Below are 23,255 nucleotides of genomic sequence, written 5' to 3' on the forward strand. Positions count from 1 at the left end.
TGACCGTTTATGGATTTTCTATTTATAGATTTTTTTACTTTTGATAGCTTCACTATATCCGTTGATTATTTTAATTTAAGCTTTAAAATTTTGTAATACATCTGCTATTTTACGGTTATCAGATAATTGAGGGATTTTATTTTGTCCACCAAATTTACCAATAGACTTCATATACTCATGAAACCCTCCTTTTTTTACCTTAGTAACCACCAATGGTCTTAACACACTACCTGTAATTAAATCTAAATAGTAAATGTTTTGTTCTTGCATAGATTTATCAATCTTGGCTGCAAATGCCTCCATATCTTTTGGTTCATTTTCAAACTCTATAAACCATTCGTGATAAGGCAAACCATTTTCTGGTGTAACTTGAGGAGCAACTGTAAACTCACTCACCGTTACATCGGTTTCTATAATAGCATCATTTAAAGCCTTCTCTACTTCTTTACCAATTACATGTTCTCCAAAAGCAGAAATAAAATGTTTAATTCTACCCGTTACTTTTATTCTATAAGGAGCTAAAGTGGTAAACTCAACAGTATCACCAATATTGTATCCCCATAGCCCTGCTGTAGTATTTAATATAATTACATAATTTACTCCTAACTGAACTTCGCCAATAGACAAACGCGGTGGATTTTCTTCAAAAAATTGATCCGCAGGAATAAACTCATAAAAAATACCGCTATTTAACTGCAATAACATTCCCTTTTCTGTTTGAGAATCTTGATAAGCAATAAAACCTTCGGATGCAGGGTATAATTCTACATAGTCAATTTTCTTTCCAATTAAACTTTCGAACTTGCTTTTATAAGGCTCAAAATTTACCCCTCCGTAAACAAAGAAATTAAATTTAGGGAACAATTCTGCAATAGTCTTTCCTGTCTTTTCTTGTAACTTTTCAAAATACATCTGTACCCAAGATGGAATTCCACTAATTACAGACATGTCTTCATTTACTGTTTCTTCAACAACAGCATTTACCTTAGTTTCCCAATCTTCAATACAGTTCGTCTCCCAACTAGGCAATCTGTTTTTTTGTAAATAAGAAGGCACATAATGGGCTGCAATACCACTTAAACGTCCTAACTTAACTCCTTTTAAATCAGACAACACAGGACTTCCTTGTAAAAACATCATTTTACCATCAACAAAAGAAGCATCTCCTGTTTCTGCTATATAAAACAACAAAGCATTACGAGCAGCCTTTATATGTGTAGGCATTGACTCTTTAGTGATAGGAATATATTTTGCCCCCGAAGTTGTTCCAGAGGTTTTTGCGTAATACAAAGGACGACCTTTCCATAATACATCAGATTCTCCTGCCACAATTCTATCTACATAAGCTCTTATTCCTTCGTAATCATTCACAGGAACTTGCTTTTTAAAGTCTTCATAATTTTTAATATTCTCAAAATTATGATCTTTTCCAAATGCGGTGGTCTTGGCATTTTTAATCAAATATTGAAACACTTTTTCTTGAGTTTCTATAGGATTATTGGCCCATCTATAAACTTGTTTACGAATAGCCTTTGCAAACGGTAATGCTATTTTTGATTTAATACTCATTCTTAAAATTTCATAAAATTTGTTGGATCTACTGGGTAGCCATCTTTCCACAATTCGAAATGAAGATGTGGGCCTGTGCTAAATTCTCCTGTTGAGCCTATATTAGCAATTGCCTGACCAGCTTTTACTAACGCTCCTTGAGATACATTTATTCTACTATTGTGCTTATATACCGACACGTAATTATCTTGATGTACAATAACAACTACAAATCCTGTTTCTATAGACCACTCTGCAAAAACCACCGTTCCATCAGCAATTGTTTTTACAGGCGCTTCTTTTTCTGCTGCAATATCAATGGCAAAATGATGCTCAACTGCATTGTATTCTGACGTAATATTCCCCTGAATTGGAGCAACAAAAACTTGCTCTGTTTTATTATACTCGTATCCAAAAATACTAAAACGTTCTTCTCGTTCTACTTTTTCTCTAAAAACAGAATCTAAAATAGAGCTTTCTAAAGAGGCTAACTCCTCATCAGACAAAGTTTCGGTTGCAGACTCTTCATCCTCTTGGTTTGTTAATCCATTTTCACCAACTACCTCAATACCTTTATACCTTTCTCTTAAAGCCTCAATAGTACTGTTTTTTTCCTGTAATAATTTATACAGTTTTTCTAATTTATTGTGAATTGAATCAGCATTAGTGATTCCAGATTGATAAACAGATTCTCCTTCTTTGGTTACAAATGGTAAAACATCCATTTCAATGGCTTTATCACCCAACAAAGCGGGTTTTAAAGATTCTGTATACAACTCTAAAGCATGCATGTTTTGCTCCAAAGAATCTAATTGAAAGTTTAGGTTGATGGCATTCTTTTTTAATTCAGGCGATTCAAATCCAGGAATATATTCTTTTAACGGAGTATAAACTATTAAACCTGCTGTAAAAGAGATTAAAAAAATGCTAAACAATCCTCCAAAAACAAAAACATTTAAACGTGTTAATTTAAAAGAGAATTTCTCTTCAAAAGATTCCTCAGTTAAAACTACCAATCGGTATTTTTTAACCCACTTCTTTTTAATACGTCCGCTTTTTTCTGCCATTTATTTTTTTGATGTTAGGTGATTTTTCAAAAACCAAACCACAACTCACAAATGTATTGTTTACTTTCTATTTATAAAAATTCATTAAATCTATATACTCCCAAACTTTTGGAGTTAATAAATGCTGTACGCTCTTTTGTTCTTTGATTGATGATCTTATAAATGTAGATGAAATTTCTACAATTGGAGCTTCTACAAAATGAATTTTTGGATGTTGATCTAATTGATTCTCTTGTGCCTTCTTACTTATTCTTGGATAAACAAAAACCTCGTATTCTTCTAAAATCACCTCATAATTTTTCCATTTGTGAAAAGACTTTAAATTATCTTCTCCCATAATAATGGCAAATGTATGATTTGGAAATTTTTCGGAAATATGCACCAAAGTATCAACCGTATAATTAGGCTGTTTTAACTTAAACTCAATATCTGACGGATGAATATGTTCGTAATCTTCCGTGGCTTTGTACACCATTTCTAATCTGTGATGGTTGTCTAATAATGTACTTTTTTTCTTGTGAGGATTGTGAGGCGTTACCACCATCCATACCTCATCCATGTCTGTATAATGTAACATGTGGTTCGCTAAAATAATATGCCCCACATGTACTGGATTAAAAGTTCCAAAATACAAACCTACTTTCATACTAAACCAATTCTAATTGAATTCCCGACCAAAGTCCTATTCTTTTCTCAATAGCTTGTTCAGAAACTCTTAATACCTCTTTCCATTTTTGCTCATCAGTTCCACATAATTCTTCTATCATTCTTAATGATAAAGGACCATGCTCATCACCATCCAACTCAATATGTCTTTCCAAATAATATAATAATTTGGTATAAGCTTTATCTTGATTTTGTTTTTTGGTTTCTTTTACAATTTCCAAAAACATTTCTGGAATTACATCTTCTCTACCAAAAGTAAAAGCCGCTGCAATTTCGTGTACATTTCCTCTTTCTATAATTTCAAAAGTATAAGACACAAAGTCGTAAACTGCAGGAGAAACCTCAACTTCTTTTAAAGCCTCTAAAACATAAACTCCCTGTTTAATTAAGTTGATAAACAAATCTATTTTTACTGTACTTGCTCCTACTTCTTTCATAGCCTCTAAATACATTTCAAAATGACTCATAGGCTGACCCAACTCATTTACATCTGTTTCTTCTCCATGTACAATTTCATTGATAAATCTTGCCGTTACAGGGTTTTTAACAGGGATCCAAACTTTAGACACACAAGTTAATTCTATCTGTAAACTTTTTAACAAAGACATAAAATCCCAAACAGCAAACACATGGCTTTCCATAAATTGTTTGATGTCTTCAATACTGTTTAAATCCTTATACAAATCATGAGAATTCAACTTGTTTATAGCTGAATGAATTTTATTCTGAACATCTTCAATCTTCATCAAACCTTACTTATTTATAAAATTATAAACCAACTGATATGCATCTTCTTTTGCCACAGACAAATCGTTATTTATTAAAACGGTATCAAACTTTTTAGCAAAATCCATTTCTTGTTCTGCTTTGGCCACACGCATTTTAATTTTTTCTTCTGTTTCTGTTGCTCTACCTCTCAATCTTCGTTCCATTTCTTCAATAGAAGGTGGTTGCACAAAAATGGCTAAAGTTTCTTTTGGGAATTGTTTTTTAATATTTAATCCTCCAACTACATCAATATCAAAAACCACATGTTTTCCTTCTTTCCAAATACGAGTGATTTCTGATTTTAAAGTACCGTAAAAATTATCTTTATACACTTCTTCCCACTCCAAGAACGCATCTTCATCCACTTTATTTCTAAACTCTTTGGCTGATAAAAAATAATAATCTTTTCCATCAACTTCTCCAACCCTAGGTTCACGTGAAGCCGCTGAAATAGAAAAATCTAAAGGCAAGTCTGTTTCTCCTAATAAATGACGTACAATGGTGGTTTTTCCAGAACCTGATGGAGCAGAAAAAACGATTAATTTTCCTGATGACATATTATAAAACGTTTAATATCTGTTCTTTAATTTTTTCTAACTCATTCTTCATTTGCACCACAACTTGTTGCATTGGAGCGTAGTTAGATTTTGATCCTGTAGTATTAATTTCTCTACCAATTTCTTGAACAATAAATCCTAGTTTTTTACCATCAGAAACTTGGTTATTTAACTCTTTGATAAAATATTCTAAGTGATTTGCCAAACGCACTTTTTCTTCGTTAATATCTAATTTTTCTAGATAGTAAATCAACTCTTGCTCAAATCTATTTTCATCAACTGTTACTTGTAAATCATCAATAGCTTTGCGTAATTTTAATTTTACAGCTTCCATTCTAGCATCATCATGTTGATTAACTTCAATGGCTAAATTCTGAATATTTTGAATACGCTCTCTAAAATCTATTTCCAAAGACTCTGCTTCATCTTTACGGAATTGCACCAAAGCAGCAATAGCTTCTTCTACCCCTTTTTCAATCAACACCCATTCTTCTGGGTCTAATTCTTCGCGTTCCGTTTTTAAAGTATCTGGCAATCTCATCGCCATATCTAGCAACTCAACATCTGTACCTGTAGCTATTTGTTTTAACTGATTCATATAATCAGCCACCACATTTACATTTACTTTGGTTTGAGAAACTTCTGCAGTCATTTCTACATAAATAGAAAAATCAACTTTACCTCTAACAACTGTATTTGCTATGGTTTTACGAACATCAATTTCTTTTTCTCTGTAATATTGAGGTATACGTACATTTAAATCTAAATTTTTACTATTTAAAGATTTAATTTCGATAGTAACCTTTTTGGTAGGCAATTGTACTATTGCTTTCCCATATCCTGTCATTGACTGTATCATGTATCCAAAAAATTTGGCTGTAAAAATACGGATTTTACATGGGATAGACTTCTCTACTTATCAGTAACTTTTTTCTTAGACTCATTAGGCTTAGAAGTAACCATATAAACCCCTGTAAACACAAGCAATGCACATGCTGTTTTTGACCAAGAAAGTTCATCACTCCCTAACAACAACGCAAATATGGTAGCTAACACAGGTTGTAAATAAATAAAAGCACTTACTGTAGTTGGTTTTAAATGTTTTAAGCCATACAAATTGAATAGAAAATTAAAATATGTAGCAAACACAATTACATAACCAACAATTAAATAAATATCAAAAGGAATATGATGCCATTCTATGGCTAACACTTCATTAAAAACTACAGGAGTCATAAACAACAACCCAAAAGTATATAACCATTTTACAAAAGTGATGGGATGATATTTTGCAATCATTTTTTTAGCCAAAATTAAATACAAAGCATAGCCAGAAGCATTTACAAACACCAATGCATTTCCTAAAGGAATATTAACGGCGTTTGTTTCTATTTTTTTACCAGAAGTTGTTAAAAAATAAGCGCCCAACAAACCAATAACAATCCCTAAAAAACGTTTTAACTTTAATTTTTCTTTTAAAATAAACAAAGAAAAAACAAATACTAAAATAGGCGTAGTTACCATAATAACTGCCGCATTAATAGGCGTGGTTAAACTTAGGCCTTTAAAAAAAGACAAAATATTAATAACTATAGCTATGATAGACAAAAGTGCTACATATAAAAAATCTTTTTTCTCTAACTCCGGAGGCTTTACTATAAAAGAAGTAATCCAAAACAAAAGCGTTGCCGCAAAAATACGCACCCAAACCAATGCAAACGGACTCATAAAAGTTGGCATTACCTGTTTTACAAGCGTGTAATTAATTCCATAAAAAACCGCTGTACTAAACACAGCTAATAAAGCCAGATTTCTTTTTGACATCCTTTGTAAATTTTAAATCAAATATCTGTAGAATATCTATTTTAGCAATATGAATAAAATAAAAAACTTTATTTTTTTTATCACTCTAGTCTCACTGGTTTATTCCTGTAAGACGGTTACTTATATTCAACCTAAAAGAACCGATCGAATTATAAAAACTGCTAAAGGTTTTCAAGGAACAAAGTACAAAAGAGGCGGTGTAGACAAAAACGGAATGGATTGTTCTGGTTTGGTATATGCCAGTTTTTTAGAAAATGGAATTAAAATGCCTAGAACCTCTCTAGCACAATCTAACCTAGGACAAGAAATTCCTATTAAAAAAATTGCAGCAGGAGATCTTTTATTCTTTAAAACTTTAAATTCTAATCACATCAATCATGTGGGAATTGTAGTTTCTAACAACCAAAAAAACATCAATTTTATACATGCTGCTTTTGAGGGAGTTATTACCTCATCCATCCAAGAGCCATATTGGAACAAGGCTTTTATATCAGCAAAAAGAATTATCAATGCTAAAAACCCTAACAGCAATCAACCTATTACACACAAAGTAAAAGCTGGAGATACTTTGTATGAAATTTCTAGAACCTACCACACCAGCGTGCAAAACATCAAAGAACTTAATCATTTGAAAAGTGATAAAATTACCATCGGAATGATTTTGAAAGTTTTATAAGCCATATTTCTTTATTATCTTCCACAAAAGTTACCCATTTAACACCATGGATCAAAAACATATTTTAGTTATTAGAATGTCTGCTATGGGAGATGTTGCAATGACCGTACCCGTGATTAAAACATTAATTTCTCAACATCCAGATATTAAAATCACGGTTGTTTCAAAAGGATTTTTAAGTCCTCTTTTTGAAGACATAGAACAAGTTCATTTTTTCACCGCTGATGTAAGAGGAAAACACCGAGGTTTTAAAGGGATTTATAAACTTTATAAAGAATTAAAATCTTTAAACCTTGATGCTGTTGCCGATTTACACAACGTACTCCGCTCTAAACTTTTAAGAACTTTTTTTAAGTTAGATGGAACCAAAGTGGCATTTATTAACAAAGGAAGAGCCGAGAAAAAAGCACTAACCTCATTAAAAAACAAAGTTTTTAAACCTTTAACAAGTACACATCAACGCTATGCTGATGTATTTTCACTATTAGGATTTTCTGTTGATTTAGAAAAACCAAGTTTAAAAAACAAAGAAGTTCTTACTAAGGAGTTAAAAGATTTATTTAACTATCAACCTGATGAAAAAATTATTGGAATTGCTCCTTTTGCCGCACATCAAGGAAAAAAATATCCTTTAGAATTAATAGAACAGGTTATAGAAACTTTAAGTAAACAACATAAAGTTTTATTGTTTGGTGGAGGAAAACAAGAAGTTGAAGTCTTAAACAACATCACCCAAAAACACAGCAATACTTTTTCTATGGCAGGAAAAATAAAACTAAAACAAGAACTTGCCATTATTAGCAACTTATCAGTTATGATAAGTATGGATAGCGGTAACGGACATTTTTCTGCTTTATACGGAATTCCAACCATCACCATTTGGGGCGCCACACATCCTTATGCCGGTTTTGCTCCCTTTCATCAAGAAGACAATTGCTTAACCGCTGATAGAAAGAAATATCCTTTATTACCAACATCGGTTTATGGAAATAAAATAATTTCTGGCTACGAAAACGTTATGGAAACTATTAGCCCTAAAGCCATCATTTATAAAGTTTTATCAACAATTATTTAGATTTGTTAATAAGTTTAAACAGTTTATATTCTAGTTTCTTAACAAACTATTTATTTTTGATTTTCAATAAATAAATGAAGAACATGCAAGTATCAGGAAAAATTAAGTTGATTAACGACACGCAAACATTTGGAGCAAGCGGATTTAGAAAAAGAGAATTGGTATTAACTACCGATGAGCAGTACCCACAAATGTTAATGATTGAGTTTGTACAAGATAAAGTAGATATTTTAGATGCTTACAAAGTAGGGCAAGACGTAACTATTTCTATTAACCTTAGAGGTCGTGAGTGGATTAACCCACAAGGAGAAGCTAAATATTTTAACTCTATTACAGGATGGAGAATTGAAGCTACTGCACCTGCTGCTCAAGGAGGTGAAGCACCTGCTACTTTTGAAACTACTTCTATTGCTCAAAACGAAGAACCAGACGATTTACCTTTCTAAGAAAATCCTCTTAAAAAATATTTAAAACGCTTTCAATTTTATTGGAAGCGTTTTTACATTAAGCTCCATAGAAATATTGCCTTATGTATTTATTAGATCAAAACTCTGTAAAATTTCCTCATCCCACTTTAGCTAATAAAGATGATATTCTTGCTATTGGAGGTGACTTATCTACAGAACGTTTACTAACAGCATATAAACAAGGTATTTTTCCTTGGTATTGCGATGGTGAACCTATTATTTGGTACAGTCCGGCATGGAGAATGGTGTTAGACCCAAGACACTACAAACCGTCTAAAAGCCTAAAGCAAATCCTTAAAAAAAATACTTTTACAGTTACTTTTAATCAAAACTTTAAGGAGGTTATTTACAACTGTAAAACCATTAACAGATATGATGGTTTAGGTACTTGGATTACCGATGATATGCAACAAGCCTATATCAACCTACATCAGCTAGGTTACGCAAAATCTGTAGAAGTTTGGCTGGATGATGAACTGGTTGGTGGTTTATATGGTATTGATCAAGGACATGTTTTTTGTGGCGAAAGTATGTTTAGTAAAGTTAGTAATGCCTCCAAAATTGCTTTTGCTTGGCTCAATGATTATTTAGTTAAAAACAATTATAATTTATTAGATTGCCAAGTACACAACGATCACTTAGAGAGTTTAGGGGCTTATGAAATTCCGAGACAAGAATTTTTAGACATTCTATCAAAAAAGAAGCTTTAATACTTTCTAACTTTTATCTTTTTAACTTGATGAACAAACCCTTATCTTTGAGCCGTTTTAACCCTAAAGGGATTTATAAAAAAAATTAACCCATCAAAAATGGATATTAAAAACGCACAACTTGACGTTGACAAATGGATAAAAGAACATGGAGTTCGTTATTTTAACGAACTGACAAACATGGCTCAATTAACCGAAGAAGTTGGAGAAGTAGCTAGAATTATTGCTCGCAGATACGGAGAACAATCAGAAAAAGAAAGCGATAAAAACAAAGATTTAGGAGAAGAATTATCCGATGTTTTATTCGTTCTTTTATGCTTAGCAAATCAAACAGGAGTAGATTTACAAACTGCTTTTGATGCTAAATTAGATTTAAAAACAAAACGTGATCACGATCGTCATCACAACAACAAAAAACTACAATAATGGCCAATCAAAAAATTAAAAAAATAGCAAATACACCTTTGTGGAAATTAGCCATTAGGTTTATGATTTCTTTTGGATTTATTCTGGCCATAGTTTTTATAGCAGCAGAATTATTTAAAAGCGGAAATTTAAATGCTATTTCTGAAAGTTTTAAAGATGGCAGCTGGGTTCCTTTTGTAACTACAAGAGCAGCAATTATTGTAGGATATGGATTTGTAATGGCTTTTTTAACAAAAAGCAAAGCTAAAAACACATTATAATGGCACATGCAGATATAGGAACAAAATTCCTTAAAAAATATAACGGAACCGTAAATGATTCTTTTCAAATAACAGGTTCTAAAAGCGAAAGTAACCGTTTGTTAATTTTACAAGCGTTATACCCTAGCATCAACATTAGCAACCTTTCTAATTCTGATGATACCAACTTAATGCAAAACGCATTAAAATCAACAGAAAAAGAAATTAACATAGGACACGCAGGAACTACTATGCGTTTTTTAACTAGCTATTTTGCTGTAAAACCAAACTCAGAAATTATTTTAACAGGATCTGCAAGAATGCAAGAACGTCCTATTAAAATTTTAGTTGATGCTTTGCGTTCTTTAGGAGCCAAAATAGAATATGTTAAAAATGATGGGTTTCCTCCTTTAAAAATTACAGGGTCTAATTTAACAGCCAACAAAGTAAAAATTGATGGAAGCGTAAGTAGCCAATATATTTCTTCTTTATTATTAATTGCTCCTACCTTACCAGATGGATTAACTATTGAATTCGAAGGAAAAATTACTTCAATCCCTTACATTCAAATGACTTTAAGTTTGTTGAATGATTTAGGAGTTTCTACCAATTTTGAAGGACAGTTCATTACCGTTAATCCAACTCAGGAAATTAAAAACACTGAATTTACTGTGGAATCTGATTGGAGTTCTGCTTCTTATTCTTACGGATTGGTAGCATTAACAGAAAATGGAAAATTAGACATTTCATCATACAAACAAAATAGTTTACAAGGAGATTCTGTTTTACAAGAAATTTATAAAGAGTTTGGAGTTACGACCACTTTTAACGATCACACCATCACATTAGAAAAAGTTAAAAACTTTACGCTACCAAAACGTGTTGAGTTTGATTTGGTAAAAGCCCCAGACATTGCACAAACCATTGCTGTTACTGCTTTTGGATTAGGGGTAGAATGTCACATGACAGGTTTGCACACCTTAAAAATTAAAGAAACCGATAGAATTATTGCTTTATACAATGAGTTAACAAAGCTTGGTGCAACTATAGAATATACAGATGAAACTTTAACGGTAAAAGCTTTTAACGGAACTATCAATAGCGATGTTCATATAGCAACTTATAACGATCACCGAATGGCGATGGCTTTTGCCCCACTATTGTTAAAAACGAATATTAATATTGATGATGCTGGAGTGGTATCAAAATCTTACCCTAGTTTTTGGGATGATTTTGAAAGATTTCAGTAACTTATAAAGTAGTAAGTATTGAGTAATCAATACAAAGTTTAGAAAAATGCTCAAAATTGAATTAAATTTTGAGCATTTTTTTTAGGTTACAAAACACCGCTACTACACATAAACACTCACTCTCAGTACTCAGTGCTAAACGCTCATTACTAGTCAAAACAAAAATAAACGTCAATATGCTTGACAACGCCTATCTCAGGATTGTATCTTTGCATTCTTATATAAAAACAACATATACATGAAGTTATCTGCATTTCACTTTGATTTACCTGATGAACTAATCGCAAAACACCCTGCGGAGTACAGAGATGAATCTCGTTTAATGGTTTTGAACAGAAAAGAACAAACCATAGAACACAAACAATTTAAAGATGTTATTGACTACTTTGATGATGGTGATTTGATGATTTTAAACAACACCAAAGTTTTTCCTGCTCGTATGTACGGGAATAAAGAAAAAACAGGTGCTAGAATTGAAGTTTTCTTATTACGTGAATTAAATGCTGAAAACCGTTTATGGGATGTATTAGTAGACCCTGCTCGTAAAATTAGAATCGGAAACAAATTGTTTTTTGGTGAAGATGATTCTTTAGTAGCTGAAGTAATCGATAATACAACTTCTAGAGGACGAACTTTGCGTTTCTTATACGATGGATCTTACGAAGAATTTAGAGAAAAACTAGAAGAATTAGGAGAAACACCAATTCCTAAACACTTAGAAAGAGATGTTGAAGAAGAAGATGCAGAGCGTTTTCAAACCATTTATGCAAAAGAAGAAGGTGCTGTTGCAGCTCCAACTGCTGGATTACACTTTTCTAAGCATTTAATGAAGCGTTTAGAAATTAAAGGAGTTGATTTTTCTGAATTAACTTTACATATTGGTTTAGGAACTTTTAACCCTGTTGAAGTTGAAGATTTATCTAAGCACAAAATGGATTCTGAACAAATGATGGTTTCAGAAGAAACTTGCGACGCAGTAAACAAAGCTATTGACTCTAAACGTAGAGTATGTGCGGTAGGTACAACTGTTATGCGTGCTATTGAATCTACAGTTTCATCAAACGGAAGATTAAATCCTTATGACGGATGGACAAATAAATTTATTTTTCCTCCTTATGATTTTAGTATTGCCAATGCAATGATTACTAACTTCCACCCTTCTAAATCTACCTTAATGATGCAGGTAGCTGCCTTTGCTGGTTATGATTTCTTAATGAAAGCTTACAAAGAAGCTATTAAAGAAGGATATAAATTTAGTACTTACGGAGATGCAATGTTGATTATCTAATCAACCTTATCGATAATAAAGTTAAAGTCCCGAAGTTTTCCACTTCGGGATTTTTCTTTTCACAGAGTTACGTACCTTTGCAAAACAGTTTTACACCAAACATCATGTCTAAAAAAGATATCAGAGCCCTTAGCAAAGATCAATTAAGGGAATTTTTTGTAACAAACGGAGACAAGGCCTTTAGAGGAAACCAAGTCTACGAGTGGTTGTGGTCTAAATCTGCCCATACTTTTGATGACATGACTAACCTATCTAAACAAACTAGAGATATGTTAGATAGCAACTTTACCATTAACCATATTGAAGTAGACAATATGCAACGTAGTAAAGATGGTACTGTTAAAAATGCTGTAAAACTACACGATGGTTTAATTGTAGAATCTGTATTAATCCCTACCGATTCTAGAACCACCGCTTGTGTATCTAGCCAAGTAGGTTGTAGTTTAGATTGTGAATTCTGTGCTACTGCTCGTTTAAAAAGAATGAGAAATTTAAATGCTGATGAAATTTTTGATCAAGTAGCGGCCATCAACAAAGAAAGTCTTAAAACCCACAAACACAAACTATCTAATATTGTGTATATGGGAATGGGAGAACCTTTGATGAACTACAACAACGTACTAAAATCTATAGAAATGATTACTAGTGATGAAGGTTTGGGAATGTCTCCAAAACGTATCACTGTTTCTACTTCTGGATTACCAAAAATGATTAAAAAACTAGCTGACGATGAAGTAAAATTCAATTTAGCAGTTTCATTACACTCTGCAATTGAAGAAACAAGAAATAAAATCATGCCTTTTTCTAAAAACTTTCCGTTAACAGACTTACGTGAATCATTAGAATATTGGTACGCAAAAACACAAAGCAGAATTACTTATGAATATGTTGTTTGGAGAGATATTAACGATAAGCAAGAAGACATTAATGCTTTGGTAAAATTCTGTTCTTACGTTCCGTGTAAAGTGAATTTAATAGAATACAATCCTATTGATGACGGAAAATATCAACAAGCAAGTAATAAAGCTATTGATGATTATGTTTACATTTTAGAAAAAAATGGAATTGTAGTCAATGTTCGTAGATCTAGAGGAAAAGACATTGATGCTGCATGTGGACAGTTGGCGAATAAAAGCTAATTTTAAATCCTGTTAAAACTCACAAATCACTAACATTCGTTTATTTACAACACTATAAATTGTGTTGTGAAAATATTTTTATACATTCGCATTAGATAAGCTTTAGGGGTGTCTTTTATAAAAAAGGCTGAGATTTACCCTTTGAACCTGAATAAGTTAAGACTTACGTAGGGAAAAGTAAGGTCGCAGACCTCTTTTGTTTTTTATTGTAAGAGTGCAAACATTGTACTCCACTTTATTCAGCTTCAAGCAGAGTCCTTCTGCAAAGGTTATCGCCAAAATATTTTTAATAATGATAACCGTAAAAGTAAATAACCTTTCTAAAGAAATTTCAGAGAATAGTTCTGTAGAGCAATTGTTATTACAATTATCTCAACCAGGAAACGGAATTGCTGTAGCCATCAATCAACAAATTATTTCAAAATCTAATTGGAACCAACATCAACTAAACCAAGGAGATGATGTTTTAATTATACAAGCTACACAGGGAGGATAAACTCAATTAGCAATCAATCAATTACGAATTAACAATTATACGTAGCTACGATAAGTCCTTATACTTTCTACCTACTACCAAATACCACAATAAAAATGAAAAACAAAGACACTGCACCAAAAGAAGGGCAAATTACAAGAAAGCCTTTTCCAAATTCTAAAAAGATTTACGTATCAGGAAAAATCCATCCACAAATTAAAGTGGCCATGCGTGAAATTTCTTTAGCGGACACAACGGATTCGATGACTAAAAAGAAAACGCCAAACGAGCCAGTTACTGTGTACGATACTTCTGGACCTTATACAGATCCTAACAAAGAAATTAACGTACATAACGGAATTGAAAGAATTAGAGAACAGTGGATTTTAGATCGTGGAGATGTAGAAGAATTAGACTCTTTTACGTCTAAATATTGTAACGAGCGTTTAAACGATAAAAGTTTAGACCACATGCGTTTTGATTTAAAACACAAACCAAAACGTGCTAAAAAAGGAAAAAATGTAACGCAGTTACACTACGCTAAACAAGGAATTATTACTCCAGAAATGGAATACATCGCCATTCGTGAAAACCAACGAATTGACGAAATGACCGAAATTAGAAAACAACACAAAGGAGAACATTTTGGAGCTGCCATTCCAGAAAAAATTACGGCAGAATTTGTTCGTGAAGAAGTTGCTAGAGGTCGTGCAGTAATCCCATCAAACATTAACCACCCAGAAGCAGAACCTATGATTTTAGGTAGAAACTTCTTGGTAAAAATAAACGCAAATATTGGAAACTCTGCTACCACATCATCTATAGAAGAAGAAGTAGAAAAAGCTGTTTGGGCTTGCCGTTGGGGAGCAGATAATATTATGGATTTATCTACAGGACAAAACATTCACGAAACTCGTGAGTGGATTATCCGTAACTCTCCAGTACCAGTAGGTACCGTACCTATTTACCAAGCTTTAGAAAAAGTAAACGGGGTTGCAGAAGACTTAACATGGGAAATTTTCCGTGATACTTTAATTGAGCAAGCAGAACAAGGAGTAGATTATTTTACCATTCACGCCGGAGTTTTATTACGTTACGTACCTATGACAGCGAACCGTGTTACAGGAATTGTATCTCGTGGAGGATCTATCATGGCAAAATGGTGTTTGGCACATCATAAAGAAAGTTTCTTGTACACGCATTTCGAAGAAATTTGTGAAATCTTAAAACAATACGATGTTGCTTTTTCTTTAGGAGATGGTTTACGTCCAGGTTCTGTAGCCGATGCCAATGACGAAGCTCAATTTGCTGAGTTAGAAACTTTGGGTGAATTAACACAAATTGCTCGTAAGCACGAAGTACAGTGTTTTATAGAAGGACCAGGTCACGTGCCAATGCACATGATTAAAGAAAACATGGAAAAGCAAATTGAAGTTTGTGACGAAGCTCCTTTTTACACATTAGGACCTTTAACTACTGATATTGCTCCAGGTTACGACCACATTACATCGGGTATTGGTGCTGCTATGATTGGTTGGTACGGATGTGCTATGTTGTGTTACGTAACTCCAAAAGAACACTTAGGATTGCCTAATAAAGAAGATGTTCGTGTGGGAGTGGTTACTTATAAATTAGCGGCTCATGCTGCCGATTTGGCCAAAGGTCACCCAGGTGCTCAACATAGAGACAATGCTTTAAGTATGGCTCGTTTTGAATTCCGTTGGGAAGATCAGTTCAACTTAGGTTTAGACCCAGAACGTGCTTTGGAATATCACGATGAAACCTTACCTGCCGATGGTGCAAAAGTGGCACATTTCTGTTCTATGTGTGGACCAAAATTCTGTTCTATGAAAATTTCTCAGGAAGTACGTGATTTTGCTGCCGAAAACGATATTGATGAGAACAATGAAGTATTCCAAAAAGGAATGGAAGAAAAGTCTCAAGAGTTTAAAGAAAAAGGATCAGAGGTTTACCTTTAATCTATTTACAATTAGCAATGTGCAATTGACAATTTATTGTTGAGCGCACATTGTTAATTCTTAATTGTTCATTGCACATTGTAAAAATGATAGTTTTAATCGCACCAGAAACGGACATTCCAAACGAACTTGAAATACTGCATCAGTTATTTCAAAACGGATTGGAATATTATCATTTCAGGAAACCACACAAGAATTATCAAGAGCATTGTGAGTATTTAAATCAAATTGATAAACAATATCACAACCGAATTGTAGTCCATTATTTTCATGAGTTGATAAACGAATACAATCTAAAAGGAATTCATTTTCAGGAGCAAAAACGAAGAGACGTTTTGAGTACAGAGTACAAAGTACAAAGTACAAAGACTTTTTTGCAGAACTACGCTAAAAGCCTTAATACTCAATACTCAGTACTCAGTACTAAGAGCATAAGCTCTTCTTTTCATGAACCAGAAGAATTACAAAACTGTACGTTTGAGTTTGACTATCATTTACTAAGTCCTGTTTTCTCTTCTATTTCAAAACAAGGTTACAATGGCCGTGGTTTTGATGTCAATCACATCCATAAAATCATTGTAGGTATGGGAGGAGTAACAACAGAAAACTTAGCCGAATTTAACAAACTAGGTTTTAAAGGAGTGGGTGTTTTAGGTGGAATTTGGAATAGTGAAAAACCAGTAGAAGATTTTGTTACAATGCAAACATTTTTCAATGTACAATTAGCAAAGAACAATTAACAATGAGTAACAATATTATTCTTGACAAAACGTACAATTTTGCAATTAAAATTGTGAAACTTTCTCAATATTTAGTAAGTGAGAAAAAAGAATACGTTTTATCTAAACAAATACTACGCTCAGGAACTTCTGTAGGAGCAAATACAGAAGAAGCTATTGGAGGTTTCTCTAAAAAAGACTTTATATATAAACTAAACATAGCTTACAAAGAAGCTAGAGAAACTAAATATTGGTTGAGAATTTTAAAAGACACAGGTTATATTGAGTCTGAAGAATTTGAGGTATTGTTTGATGAACTTGAGCAAATATTAAAAATACTATTTACAATTATCAAAAAATCAAAAGAAAATGGAGATGGATAGAATTGATAATTACACATTGCCAACTGCTAATTGTAAATACATATTAACTATTGCCGGTCACGATCCTTCAGGAGGTGCTGGATTGACTTCAGATATTAAAACATTTGAAGCACATGGTTTTTATGGCTTATCTGTTTGTACTGCTATTACTGTTCAGAATGATATTGATTTTAAAGAATGTATATGGACAGAACCTAAAGTGATTCTTTCGCAAATTGAAACTTTATTTGAACGTTTTAAAATTGATATCGTTAAAATAGGAATCATCCAATCTTGGCAAACATTGCTCGATATTTTATTACAACTGAAACACTTAAATCCTGAAATAAAAATTGTTTTAGATCCAATCATCAAAGCCACTACTGGTTTTGATTTTCATACAGACGAAAATCAAGATTTGTTGAATAAAATTTGGGAACAATGTTATATCATCACCCCAAATTATAATGAAATTCAGTTACTGTACCCAGAAAAAGACATAGAAGAAACTACAGAACATATTGCCAGCAAAACCAACATTTATTTAAAAGGTGGACACAGAAAAGACAAAAAAGGTTGGGATGAATTGTATCATAGCGGAATTGTAATGGTAAACATTCCTCCAAACGCCACTAAAGTTTCAGAAAAACACGGAAGCGGTTGTGTATTATCATCTGCCTTAGCTTGTAGTATTGGCTTAGAACAAGAGTTGGAAGATGCCTGTAAAGCTGCAAAACATTACACAGAGAGGTTTTTAAATTCTAATGATTCTTTGTTGGGAACGCATAAAAGAATGGAGAATACAGAAGTTAGTAACTAGAATAAATCACTATGAAAAAAAACACTTTTGAAGATTTAATCATGTGGCAAAAAGCTCATCAATTTGTGCTTTTGGTATATTCTATAACAATGTCTTTTCCAAAAGAAGAAACTTATGGATTGACTTCTCAATTTAGAAGAGCTGCTACATCAATTGCTGCAAATATAGCCGAAGGATATAAAAAGAAAGGATTAAAAGATAAAGTGAGATTCTTTAATATTTCACATGGCTCATTAGAAGAGTGTAGGTATTACATAATACTTTCAAAAGATTTGGGTTACATAAATGACACTGAAAAATTAAACAATCTGATCAATGAAACTGGGAAACTAATTAATGCCTACTCAAAGTCTGTTCTAAATTCTAACTCCTAAATTCTAAAACAAAAACCATGACCATCAACAAATTACATTATATATCACAAGGAGCTACACCAAAAGAGCATTTAGAAAACATCCAAAAAGCTTGTGCTTCAGGTGTTGAATTGGTACAACTTCGTTTGAAAAATTTATCCGATAAAAAGATATTAAAAACAGCTTTAGAAGCTAGAGAAATCACCAATCATTTTCAGACAAGATTAATCATCAACGATCATTATAAAATTGCCAAAGAGGTAAAAGCAGATGGAGTTCATTTGGGAAAAACAGATACTTGTCCAACCATTGCTAGAAAAGAACTGGCTACTTGGCAAATTATTGGAGGTACGGCAAACACACTTGAAGACTGTAAAAATTTGTTAAATAAAAATGTGGATTATATTGGTTTAGGACCGTTTAGATTTACCACAACCAAGGACAATTTAAGTCCTGTTTTAGGTTTAAATGGCTACTCTTTAATTTTAGAAGAATTAAAAACAGAAACCCCAATTATTGCTATTGGTGGAATTACAACCAACGATGTTGCTGACATTCTAAAAACTGGCGTTTCAGGAATTGCCATCTCAGGAGAAATTACCAAAGATTTTAACAAAATAAGAACCTTTCATCAGCTTTTACAAGTAGGAAGTTCTCATGAACAGAAATATGACATTAGTGATCTATAGAAATACAAAAGCCAGAATTTTCAATTCTATATTCTAGCTCCTAAATTCTAAAAACTAAAAATTATGGCCAACAAAACCCAACCAACCAACGCAAGTGTTACAGACTTTATCAACCTGGTTGACAAAGAACAAAAACGAAAAGATTGTTTTGAAATCCTAAATATGATGGAAGCGCTAACAGGAGAAAAACCTGTGATGTGGGGAGATAGTATTGTGGGGTTTGGCCAATACAGATACAAAACAAAATCGGGTTGTGAAGACAATTGGTTTACCTGTGGATTCTCGCCTAGAAAAGCAAATATATCCTTATATCTAATGGGTTGCGACATCCAAAAAAGTCAAGATTTATTAGACCAATTAGGAAAACACAAAACCGGTGTAGGCTGCTTATACATTAACAAGTTAGCAGATGTAAACACCCAAGTTTTAAAAGAAATAATTAAGAGAACAATAGAAATTAGTAGATAACGTATAAGAATCTAGAAGCAAGAATTCAGGAGTTAGTACAGCTGGATTCTATATTCTAGATTCTACATTCTAAAAAAATATGGACACATTAAAAATAGCCGATAAAGAATTTACATCAAGATTGTTTACAGGAACAGGAAAATTTAGTTCTAATGATTTAATGGCAAAAGCTATTTTAGCATCAGAGAGTGAATTGGTAACCGTGGCCTTAAAACGAGTTGATATTGACAATGAGCAAGACAAAATGCTACAAAGCATTAACCAACCTCATGTAAATTTATTACCCAATACATCTGGAGTAAGAGATGCAAAAGAAGCTGTTTTTGCAGCGCAATTAGCAAGAGAAGCTTTGGAAACCAATTGGATTAAATTAGAAATTCACCCAGATCCTAAGTATTTATTACCTGATCCTATTGAAACGCTAAAAGCTGCCGAGGAATTGGTAAAACTAGGTTTTGTTGTGATGCCATATATTCACGCGGATCCAGTTTTATGCAAACGATTAGAAGAAGTAGGAGCACAATGCGTAATGCCTTTAGGAGCTCCTATAGGAACTAATAAAGGATTAAAAACAAGTGACTTTTTAGAAATTATTATAGAACAAAGCAATGTTCCTGTAATTGTAGATGCTGGAATTGGAAGTCCGTCACATGCTGCTTATGCAATGGAATTAGGTGCCGATGCTGTTTTGGTAAACACTGCCATTGCGGTTTCTCAAAACCCGGTAGAAATGGCCAAAGCATTTAAAATGGCGGTAGAAGCAGGTAGAATGGCTTACAATGCAAAATTAGCGAGTATTAAAAAACATGCGGAAGCTAGTAGTCCGTTAACTAGTTTTTTGAACTAGAATTTAGAACCAAGAATATAGAGACTAGGTTTTAACCAAATCCTAACTTCTATATTCTACATTCTTAAAAACATGAACAAAACATTTCAAACCTTATTCGACACCTACAATTGGGATGAAACTTTAGCGAGTATCAACTCAAAAACAGCACATGATGTTGAGTATGCTCTTTCTAAAACCAAACGAGATTTAGAGGATTTTAAAGCTTTGGTATCTCCTGCTGCAGCTCCCTATTTAGAACAAATGGCTCATATGAGTAAGATGACTACAAAAAAACGTTTTGGAAACACCATTCAAATGTACGTTCCCATGTATTTATCTAACGAGTGTCAAAATATTTGTACTTATTGCGGATTTAGCATGACTAATAAAATTCCTCGAAGGACTTTAACTGATGAAGAAATTTTAAAGGAAGTTGCTTTTTTAAAAGCCAAAGGATACGATCATATTTTGTTGGTAACAGGTGAAGCCAATAAAACCGTTGGAGTTCCATACATTAAACATGCCATGGAATTAATTAAAGATCAGTTTTCTAACATTACCATAGAAGTACAACCTTTAGACCAACATGAATATGAGGAATTGATTGAAGCCAATTTATATGCAGTATTAGTCTATCAAGAAACATATCATAGAGATGAGTATAAAAAACACCATCCTAAAGGGAAAAAATCTAATTTTGATTACCGTTTAGATACCGCTGATAGATTGGGTAAAGCTGGTGTTCATAAAATTGGAATTGGTGCTTTATTTGGCTTAGAAGATTGGAGAGCAGATAGTTTTTTTACAGCTTTACATCTTAAATATTTACAAAAGACCTATTGGAAAACAAAATACTCTATTTCTTTCCCAAGATTACGTCCACACAGCGGAGGTTTAGAACCAAAAGTAGAAATGACCGATAGAGATTTGGTACAAACCATTTGTGCTTTTAGATTGTTAGATGAAGATGTGGAACTGTCTATGAGTACCAGAGAAAGTGAGGTATTTAGAAATAACATTGTACATTTGGGTATTACCTCTTTAAGTGCAGAATCTAAAACAAACCCGGGTGGTTACACAGTAGACCCACAAACCTTAGAGCAATTTGAAATTTCTGATGAACGCTCAACAGAACTCATTGCAGAAATGTTAAAAGAAAGCGGATTAGAACCTGTATGGAAAGATTGGGAAACTTTTAATTAGTATTAAGTATTAAGTAACGAGTACTAAGAACAGTAGCTACTCAATACTTTGTACTTTGTACTCAATACTTTGTACTTGTGAAACTAAACAACAACGAAAAAACACTATACAGCCGTCATTTATTATTAAATGAAATTGGACTAGAAGGACAAGAAAAAATAAAAGCAGCCAAAGTTTTAGTGATTGGAGCTGGAGGATTAGGCTGTCCTATTATTCAGTATTTAACCGCTGCTGGAGTAGGAACTATTGGTATTGTTGATGGTGATACTGTTGATGTAACCAATTTACAACGTCAAATTTTGTTTACGGTTGATGATATTGGAAAATCTAAAGCTAGAGCTGTAGCAAACCGAATGAAACAATTAAATCCGTATGTAAAATTTAATATTATTCATGAGTTTTTAAACAAAGACAATGCACTGGCTCTTTTTAATCAATACGATATAGTTGTTGATGGTTCTGACAACTTCCAAACCAGATATTTATGTAATGATGCTGCTATACTAACAAACAAACCTTTAGTCTTTGGATCTATTTTTAAGTTTGAAGGACAAGTTTCTGTTTTTAACTACAACAATGGACCAACTTACCGATGTTTATACCCTACTCCACCAAAAGCTGGCTCTGTACCATCTTGTTCAGAAATTGGAGTTTTGGGAGTTTTACCAGGAATTATAGGAAGTTACCAAGCCAATGAAGTCATTAAAATTATTTGTGGAATTGGAGAAATTTTATCTGGAAAACTATTGACGATTAACACTCTTAATAATCAACATTTTGTTTTAGGGTTTGAGAAAAACAACAACCTAAACATTACTGAATTGATAGACTATGATTTCTTTTGTGGTGTTGAAGAATTTGAACATGAAATTGAATTTTCAGAACTTACCTCAACACATGAATTAATAGATATTAGAACAAGTTTAGAAAGAGATATTCAGAACATTGGTGGAACTCATATACCTGAAGAAAAGATTAGAAACAATCCTAACTTATTAAACTTAGACAAAAAAATAGTGTTGTATTGTGAAACTGGAACTAGGAGTAATCAACTCATAAAAGATTTAAATCTAAAAGTATACTCTTTAAAAGGAGGCATAAAAAAAGCATCACTTAAGTGATGCTTTTTTTATAATTCTGACAAAGGTGTAAAACCTTCTACTTTCTTTTTTTGATGTACTTTATCTTTTGGTAAAAATGTTTTTAATTGCTTTACTACCTCTTCTTTATCTTTGTTACTATAGTGATTAGCATATAAATTTTTATTTCCTAAATCATCTACATACTCAACAAAAACAGGATAATAAATACTTGTTGTACCAAAGTTTTTAGAAAATGGTTCCGATATATTCTTCTTAACCGAAGGGCTTCCTCCTGTTCTAACCTTAACAATATTTTGTTTACAAGCTATAGAAATATCATGATACAAAACTTTAGATTTATAATCGTCAGTTAAAAAATACCCACTGTATTCCTCAAAAGCATCAAGTAACACTATTTTGTTAACACTCCCCCACTTTACAAGCACCTCTTGACCATCTGATGTAGTCGCAATAATACCTGACTCATCAAATGATATATTTTTATTTTTTCTTATTCTAGCAAACAACCTTTTCATTATGCAAAGATACACATTAAACTTCTTTTCTATACACAGT

At 32.7% G+C, this 23,255-nt stretch carries 28 protein-coding genes and 1 riboswitch; of the genes, 20 read left to right on the plus strand and 8 right to left on the minus strand.

The window, feature by feature from the left end; translation table 11 throughout:
• Nucleotides 1–75: 75 nt before the first annotated feature.
• The 7 genes from AXE80_RS12195 to AXE80_RS12225 all read right to left on the minus strand — a co-directional run bounded on the left by AXE80_RS12195 (nt 76) and on the right by AXE80_RS12225 (nt 6,430).
• On the minus strand, nt 76–1,569 hold the full coding sequence (locus tag AXE80_RS12195; RefSeq protein ID WP_068827728.1) for a GH3 auxin-responsive promoter family protein: 1,494 nt from the start codon (nt 1,567–1,569) through the stop codon (nt 76–78).
• 2 nt (nt 1,570–1,571) lie between these two features.
• Entirely contained in the window at nt 1,572–2,615 is a 1,044-nt protein-coding gene (locus tag AXE80_RS12200) for a M23 family metallopeptidase (protein WP_068827730.1), read from the minus strand.
• A gap of 67 nt (nt 2,616–2,682) precedes the next feature.
• Nucleotides 2,683–3,261, minus strand: a complete 579-nt coding sequence (gene nadD / locus AXE80_RS12205) for a nicotinate (nicotinamide) nucleotide adenylyltransferase (RefSeq protein WP_068827731.1) — start codon at nt 3,259–3,261, stop codon at nt 2,683–2,685.
• A gap of 1 nt (nt 3,262) precedes the next feature.
• Nucleotides 3,263–4,027, minus strand: a complete 765-nt coding sequence (locus AXE80_RS12210) for a DUF3050 domain-containing protein (RefSeq protein ID WP_083194666.1) — start codon at nt 4,025–4,027, stop codon at nt 3,263–3,265.
• A 6-nt stretch (nt 4,028–4,033) separates the two neighbouring features.
• A complete protein-coding gene (gene gmk / locus AXE80_RS12215) occupies nt 4,034–4,606 on the minus strand; it encodes a guanylate kinase (RefSeq protein ID WP_068827735.1) in 573 nt (190 codons plus the stop codon).
• A gap of 1 nt (nt 4,607) precedes the next feature.
• Complete coding sequence (locus AXE80_RS12220) at nt 4,608–5,465, minus strand: YicC family protein (protein WP_206208127.1); 858 nt, start codon at nt 5,463–5,465, stop codon at nt 4,608–4,610.
• Between the two features lie 53 nt (nt 5,466–5,518).
• The gene (locus tag AXE80_RS12225) at nt 5,519–6,430 is read right to left on the minus strand and encodes a DMT family transporter (RefSeq protein ID WP_068827739.1); all 912 of its coding nucleotides are present in this window, start codon (nt 6,428–6,430) and stop codon (nt 5,519–5,521) included.
• 49 nt (nt 6,431–6,479) lie between these two features.
• On the opposite strand from AXE80_RS12225, the gene AXE80_RS12230 reads away from it, so the two are divergent.
• The 20 genes from AXE80_RS12230 to moeB all read left to right on the plus strand — a co-directional run bounded on the left by AXE80_RS12230 (nt 6,480) and on the right by moeB (nt 22,718).
• Nucleotides 6,480–7,106, plus strand: a complete 627-nt coding sequence (locus tag AXE80_RS12230; RefSeq protein WP_068827741.1) for a C40 family peptidase — start codon at nt 6,480–6,482, stop codon at nt 7,104–7,106.
• Between the two features lie 46 nt (nt 7,107–7,152).
• Nucleotides 7,153–8,181: a glycosyltransferase family 9 protein gene (locus tag AXE80_RS12235; protein WP_068827743.1), complete on the plus strand. Its 1,029-nt coding sequence runs from the start codon at nt 7,153–7,155 to the stop codon at nt 8,179–8,181.
• Between the two features lie 83 nt (nt 8,182–8,264).
• A complete protein-coding gene (locus tag AXE80_RS12240; RefSeq protein ID WP_068827744.1) occupies nt 8,265–8,627 on the plus strand; it encodes a DUF3127 domain-containing protein in 363 nt (120 codons plus the stop codon).
• Between the two features lie 83 nt (nt 8,628–8,710).
• Nucleotides 8,711–9,358 carry a leucyl/phenylalanyl-tRNA--protein transferase gene (gene aat, locus AXE80_RS12245; RefSeq protein WP_068827745.1) on the plus strand — a complete coding sequence of 216 codons (648 nt, stop codon included), beginning with the start codon at nt 8,711–8,713 and terminating at the stop codon, nt 9,356–9,358.
• A 99-nt stretch (nt 9,359–9,457) separates the two neighbouring features.
• A complete protein-coding gene (locus tag AXE80_RS12250; RefSeq protein WP_068827749.1) occupies nt 9,458–9,784 on the plus strand; it encodes a nucleotide pyrophosphohydrolase in 327 nt (108 codons plus the stop codon).
• Nucleotides 9,784–10,044, plus strand: coding sequence for a hypothetical protein (locus AXE80_RS12255; RefSeq protein ID WP_068827751.1), 261 nt, complete (start codon nt 9,784–9,786; stop codon nt 10,042–10,044). The genes AXE80_RS12250 and AXE80_RS12255 overlap by 1 nt, the downstream gene beginning before the upstream one ends.
• On the plus strand, nt 10,044–11,273 hold the full coding sequence (gene aroA, locus AXE80_RS12260) for a 3-phosphoshikimate 1-carboxyvinyltransferase (protein ID WP_068827753.1): 1,230 nt from the start codon (nt 10,044–10,046) through the stop codon (nt 11,271–11,273). The genes AXE80_RS12255 and aroA overlap by 1 nt, the downstream gene beginning before the upstream one ends.
• A 238-nt stretch (nt 11,274–11,511) precedes the next feature.
• Entirely contained in the window at nt 11,512–12,561 is a 1,050-nt protein-coding gene (gene queA / locus AXE80_RS12265) for a tRNA preQ1(34) S-adenosylmethionine ribosyltransferase-isomerase QueA (RefSeq protein ID WP_068827755.1), read from the plus strand.
• Nucleotides 12,562–12,665: 104 nt separating this feature from the next.
• Entirely contained in the window at nt 12,666–13,700 is a 1,035-nt protein-coding gene (gene rlmN, locus AXE80_RS12270; RefSeq protein ID WP_068827759.1) for a dual-specificity RNA methyltransferase RlmN, read from the plus strand.
• A 94-nt stretch (nt 13,701–13,794) separates the two neighbouring features.
• Nucleotides 13,795–13,891, plus strand: a riboswitch (TPP riboswitch).
• Between the two features lie 101 nt (nt 13,892–13,992).
• Nucleotides 13,993–14,196 carry a sulfur carrier protein ThiS gene (gene thiS, locus AXE80_RS12275; RefSeq protein WP_068827761.1) on the plus strand — a complete coding sequence of 68 codons (204 nt, stop codon included), beginning with the start codon at nt 13,993–13,995 and terminating at the stop codon, nt 14,194–14,196.
• A gap of 95 nt (nt 14,197–14,291) precedes the next feature.
• Entirely contained in the window at nt 14,292–16,154 is a 1,863-nt protein-coding gene (thiC, locus tag AXE80_RS12280) for a phosphomethylpyrimidine synthase ThiC (protein ID WP_068827762.1), read from the plus strand.
• An 86-nt stretch (nt 16,155–16,240) separates the two neighbouring features.
• Nucleotides 16,241–16,894, plus strand: a complete 654-nt coding sequence (locus tag AXE80_RS12285; RefSeq protein WP_068827764.1) for a thiamine phosphate synthase — start codon at nt 16,241–16,243, stop codon at nt 16,892–16,894.
• Nucleotides 16,895–16,896: 2 nt separating this feature from the next.
• Nucleotides 16,897–17,256, plus strand: a complete 360-nt coding sequence (locus AXE80_RS12290) for a four helix bundle protein (protein ID WP_068827765.1) — start codon at nt 16,897–16,899, stop codon at nt 17,254–17,256.
• Entirely contained in the window at nt 17,249–18,055 is an 807-nt protein-coding gene (locus AXE80_RS12295; protein ID WP_068827766.1) for a hydroxymethylpyrimidine/phosphomethylpyrimidine kinase, read from the plus strand. Before AXE80_RS12290 ends, AXE80_RS12295 begins: the two co-directional genes overlap by 8 nt.
• A gap of 11 nt (nt 18,056–18,066) precedes the next feature.
• Nucleotides 18,067–18,429 carry a four helix bundle protein gene (locus AXE80_RS12300; protein ID WP_068827768.1) on the plus strand — a complete coding sequence of 121 codons (363 nt, stop codon included), beginning with the start codon at nt 18,067–18,069 and terminating at the stop codon, nt 18,427–18,429.
• A gap of 17 nt (nt 18,430–18,446) precedes the next feature.
• Nucleotides 18,447–19,097, plus strand: coding sequence for a thiamine phosphate synthase (gene thiE, locus AXE80_RS12305; protein ID WP_068827770.1), 651 nt, complete (start codon nt 18,447–18,449; stop codon nt 19,095–19,097).
• Between the two features lie 63 nt (nt 19,098–19,160).
• The gene (locus AXE80_RS12310) at nt 19,161–19,565 is read left to right on the plus strand and encodes a DUF1801 domain-containing protein (RefSeq protein ID WP_068827772.1); all 405 of its coding nucleotides are present in this window, start codon (nt 19,161–19,163) and stop codon (nt 19,563–19,565) included.
• A 79-nt stretch (nt 19,566–19,644) separates the two neighbouring features.
• Nucleotides 19,645–20,412, plus strand: a complete 768-nt coding sequence (locus tag AXE80_RS12315) for a thiazole synthase (RefSeq protein WP_068827774.1) — start codon at nt 19,645–19,647, stop codon at nt 20,410–20,412.
• Nucleotides 20,413–20,484: 72 nt separating this feature from the next.
• Nucleotides 20,485–21,597, plus strand: coding sequence for a 2-iminoacetate synthase ThiH (gene thiH, locus AXE80_RS12320; RefSeq protein ID WP_157359406.1), 1,113 nt, complete (start codon nt 20,485–20,487; stop codon nt 21,595–21,597).
• 77 nt (nt 21,598–21,674) lie between these two features.
• Nucleotides 21,675–22,718 carry a molybdopterin-synthase adenylyltransferase MoeB gene (moeB, locus tag AXE80_RS12325; RefSeq protein ID WP_068827778.1) on the plus strand — a complete coding sequence of 348 codons (1,044 nt, stop codon included), beginning with the start codon at nt 21,675–21,677 and terminating at the stop codon, nt 22,716–22,718.
• 8 nt (nt 22,719–22,726) lie between these two features.
• Here the strand turns inward: moeB and AXE80_RS12330 are convergent, their stop codons facing one another.
• Nucleotides 22,727–23,215, minus strand: a complete 489-nt coding sequence (locus tag AXE80_RS12330; RefSeq protein WP_068827780.1) for a hypothetical protein — start codon at nt 23,213–23,215, stop codon at nt 22,727–22,729.
• Nucleotides 23,216–23,255 lie beyond the last annotated feature (40 nt).

It is taken from the genome of Wenyingzhuangia fucanilytica, from assembly GCF_001697185.1.
GTDB classification, from domain to species: Bacteria; Bacteroidota; Bacteroidia; order Flavobacteriales; family Flavobacteriaceae; genus Wenyingzhuangia; species Wenyingzhuangia fucanilytica.

Excerpts from the sequence above, each read along its gene's own strand:
- AXE80_RS12230 (WP_068827741.1), top strand. The coding sequence starts at position 6,480 with ATGAATAAAATAAAAAACTTTATTTTTTTTATCACTCTAGTCTCACTG.
- AXE80_RS12300 (WP_068827768.1), top strand. The coding sequence starts at position 18,067 with ATGAAAAAAAACACTTTTGAAGATTTAATCATGTGGCAAAAAGCTCAT.
- AXE80_RS12255 (WP_068827751.1), top strand. The coding sequence starts at position 9,784 with ATGGCCAATCAAAAAATTAAAAAAATAGCAAATACACCTTTGTGGAAA.
- AXE80_RS12200 (WP_068827730.1), bottom strand. The coding sequence starts at position 2,615 with ATGGCAGAAAAAAGCGGACGTATTAAAAAGAAGTGGGTTAAAAAATAC.
- rlmN (WP_068827759.1), top strand. The coding sequence starts at position 12,666 with ATGTCTAAAAAAGATATCAGAGCCCTTAGCAAAGATCAATTAAGGGAA.
- AXE80_RS12285 (WP_068827764.1), top strand. The coding sequence starts at position 16,241 with ATGATAGTTTTAATCGCACCAGAAACGGACATTCCAAACGAACTTGAA.
- AXE80_RS12240 (WP_068827744.1), top strand. The coding sequence starts at position 8,265 with ATGCAAGTATCAGGAAAAATTAAGTTGATTAACGACACGCAAACATTT.
- AXE80_RS12290 (WP_068827765.1), top strand. The coding sequence starts at position 16,897 with ATGAGTAACAATATTATTCTTGACAAAACGTACAATTTTGCAATTAAA.
- thiC (WP_068827762.1), top strand. The coding sequence starts at position 14,292 with ATGAAAAACAAAGACACTGCACCAAAAGAAGGGCAAATTACAAGAAAG.
- thiH (WP_157359406.1), top strand. The coding sequence starts at position 20,485 with ATGAACAAAACATTTCAAACCTTATTCGACACCTACAATTGGGATGAA.
- aroA (WP_068827753.1), top strand. The coding sequence starts at position 10,044 with ATGGCACATGCAGATATAGGAACAAAATTCCTTAAAAAATATAACGGA.
- thiE (WP_068827770.1), top strand. The coding sequence starts at position 18,447 with ATGACCATCAACAAATTACATTATATATCACAAGGAGCTACACCAAAA.
- queA (WP_068827755.1), top strand. The coding sequence starts at position 11,512 with ATGAAGTTATCTGCATTTCACTTTGATTTACCTGATGAACTAATCGCA.
- AXE80_RS12330 (WP_068827780.1), bottom strand. The coding sequence starts at position 23,215 with ATGAAAAGGTTGTTTGCTAGAATAAGAAAAAATAAAAATATATCATTT.
- AXE80_RS12235 (WP_068827743.1), top strand. The coding sequence starts at position 7,153 with ATGGATCAAAAACATATTTTAGTTATTAGAATGTCTGCTATGGGAGAT.
- AXE80_RS12250 (WP_068827749.1), top strand. The coding sequence starts at position 9,458 with ATGGATATTAAAAACGCACAACTTGACGTTGACAAATGGATAAAAGAA.
- AXE80_RS12295 (WP_068827766.1), top strand. The coding sequence starts at position 17,249 with ATGGATAGAATTGATAATTACACATTGCCAACTGCTAATTGTAAATAC.
- AXE80_RS12195 (WP_068827728.1), bottom strand. The coding sequence starts at position 1,569 with ATGAGTATTAAATCAAAAATAGCATTACCGTTTGCAAAGGCTATTCGT.
- AXE80_RS12220 (WP_206208127.1), bottom strand. The coding sequence starts at position 5,465 with ATGATACAGTCAATGACAGGATATGGGAAAGCAATAGTACAATTGCCT.
- aat (WP_068827745.1), top strand. The coding sequence starts at position 8,711 with ATGTATTTATTAGATCAAAACTCTGTAAAATTTCCTCATCCCACTTTA.
- thiS (WP_068827761.1), top strand. The coding sequence starts at position 13,993 with ATGATAACCGTAAAAGTAAATAACCTTTCTAAAGAAATTTCAGAGAAT.
- nadD (WP_068827731.1), bottom strand. The coding sequence starts at position 3,261 with ATGAAAGTAGGTTTGTATTTTGGAACTTTTAATCCAGTACATGTGGGG.
- AXE80_RS12310 (WP_068827772.1), top strand. The coding sequence starts at position 19,161 with ATGGCCAACAAAACCCAACCAACCAACGCAAGTGTTACAGACTTTATC.
- AXE80_RS12225 (WP_068827739.1), bottom strand. The coding sequence starts at position 6,430 with ATGTCAAAAAGAAATCTGGCTTTATTAGCTGTGTTTAGTACAGCGGTT.
- AXE80_RS12210 (WP_083194666.1), bottom strand. The coding sequence starts at position 4,027 with ATGAAGATTGAAGATGTTCAGAATAAAATTCATTCAGCTATAAACAAG.
- AXE80_RS12315 (WP_068827774.1), top strand. The coding sequence starts at position 19,645 with ATGGACACATTAAAAATAGCCGATAAAGAATTTACATCAAGATTGTTT.
- gmk (WP_068827735.1), bottom strand. The coding sequence starts at position 4,606 with ATGTCATCAGGAAAATTAATCGTTTTTTCTGCTCCATCAGGTTCTGGA.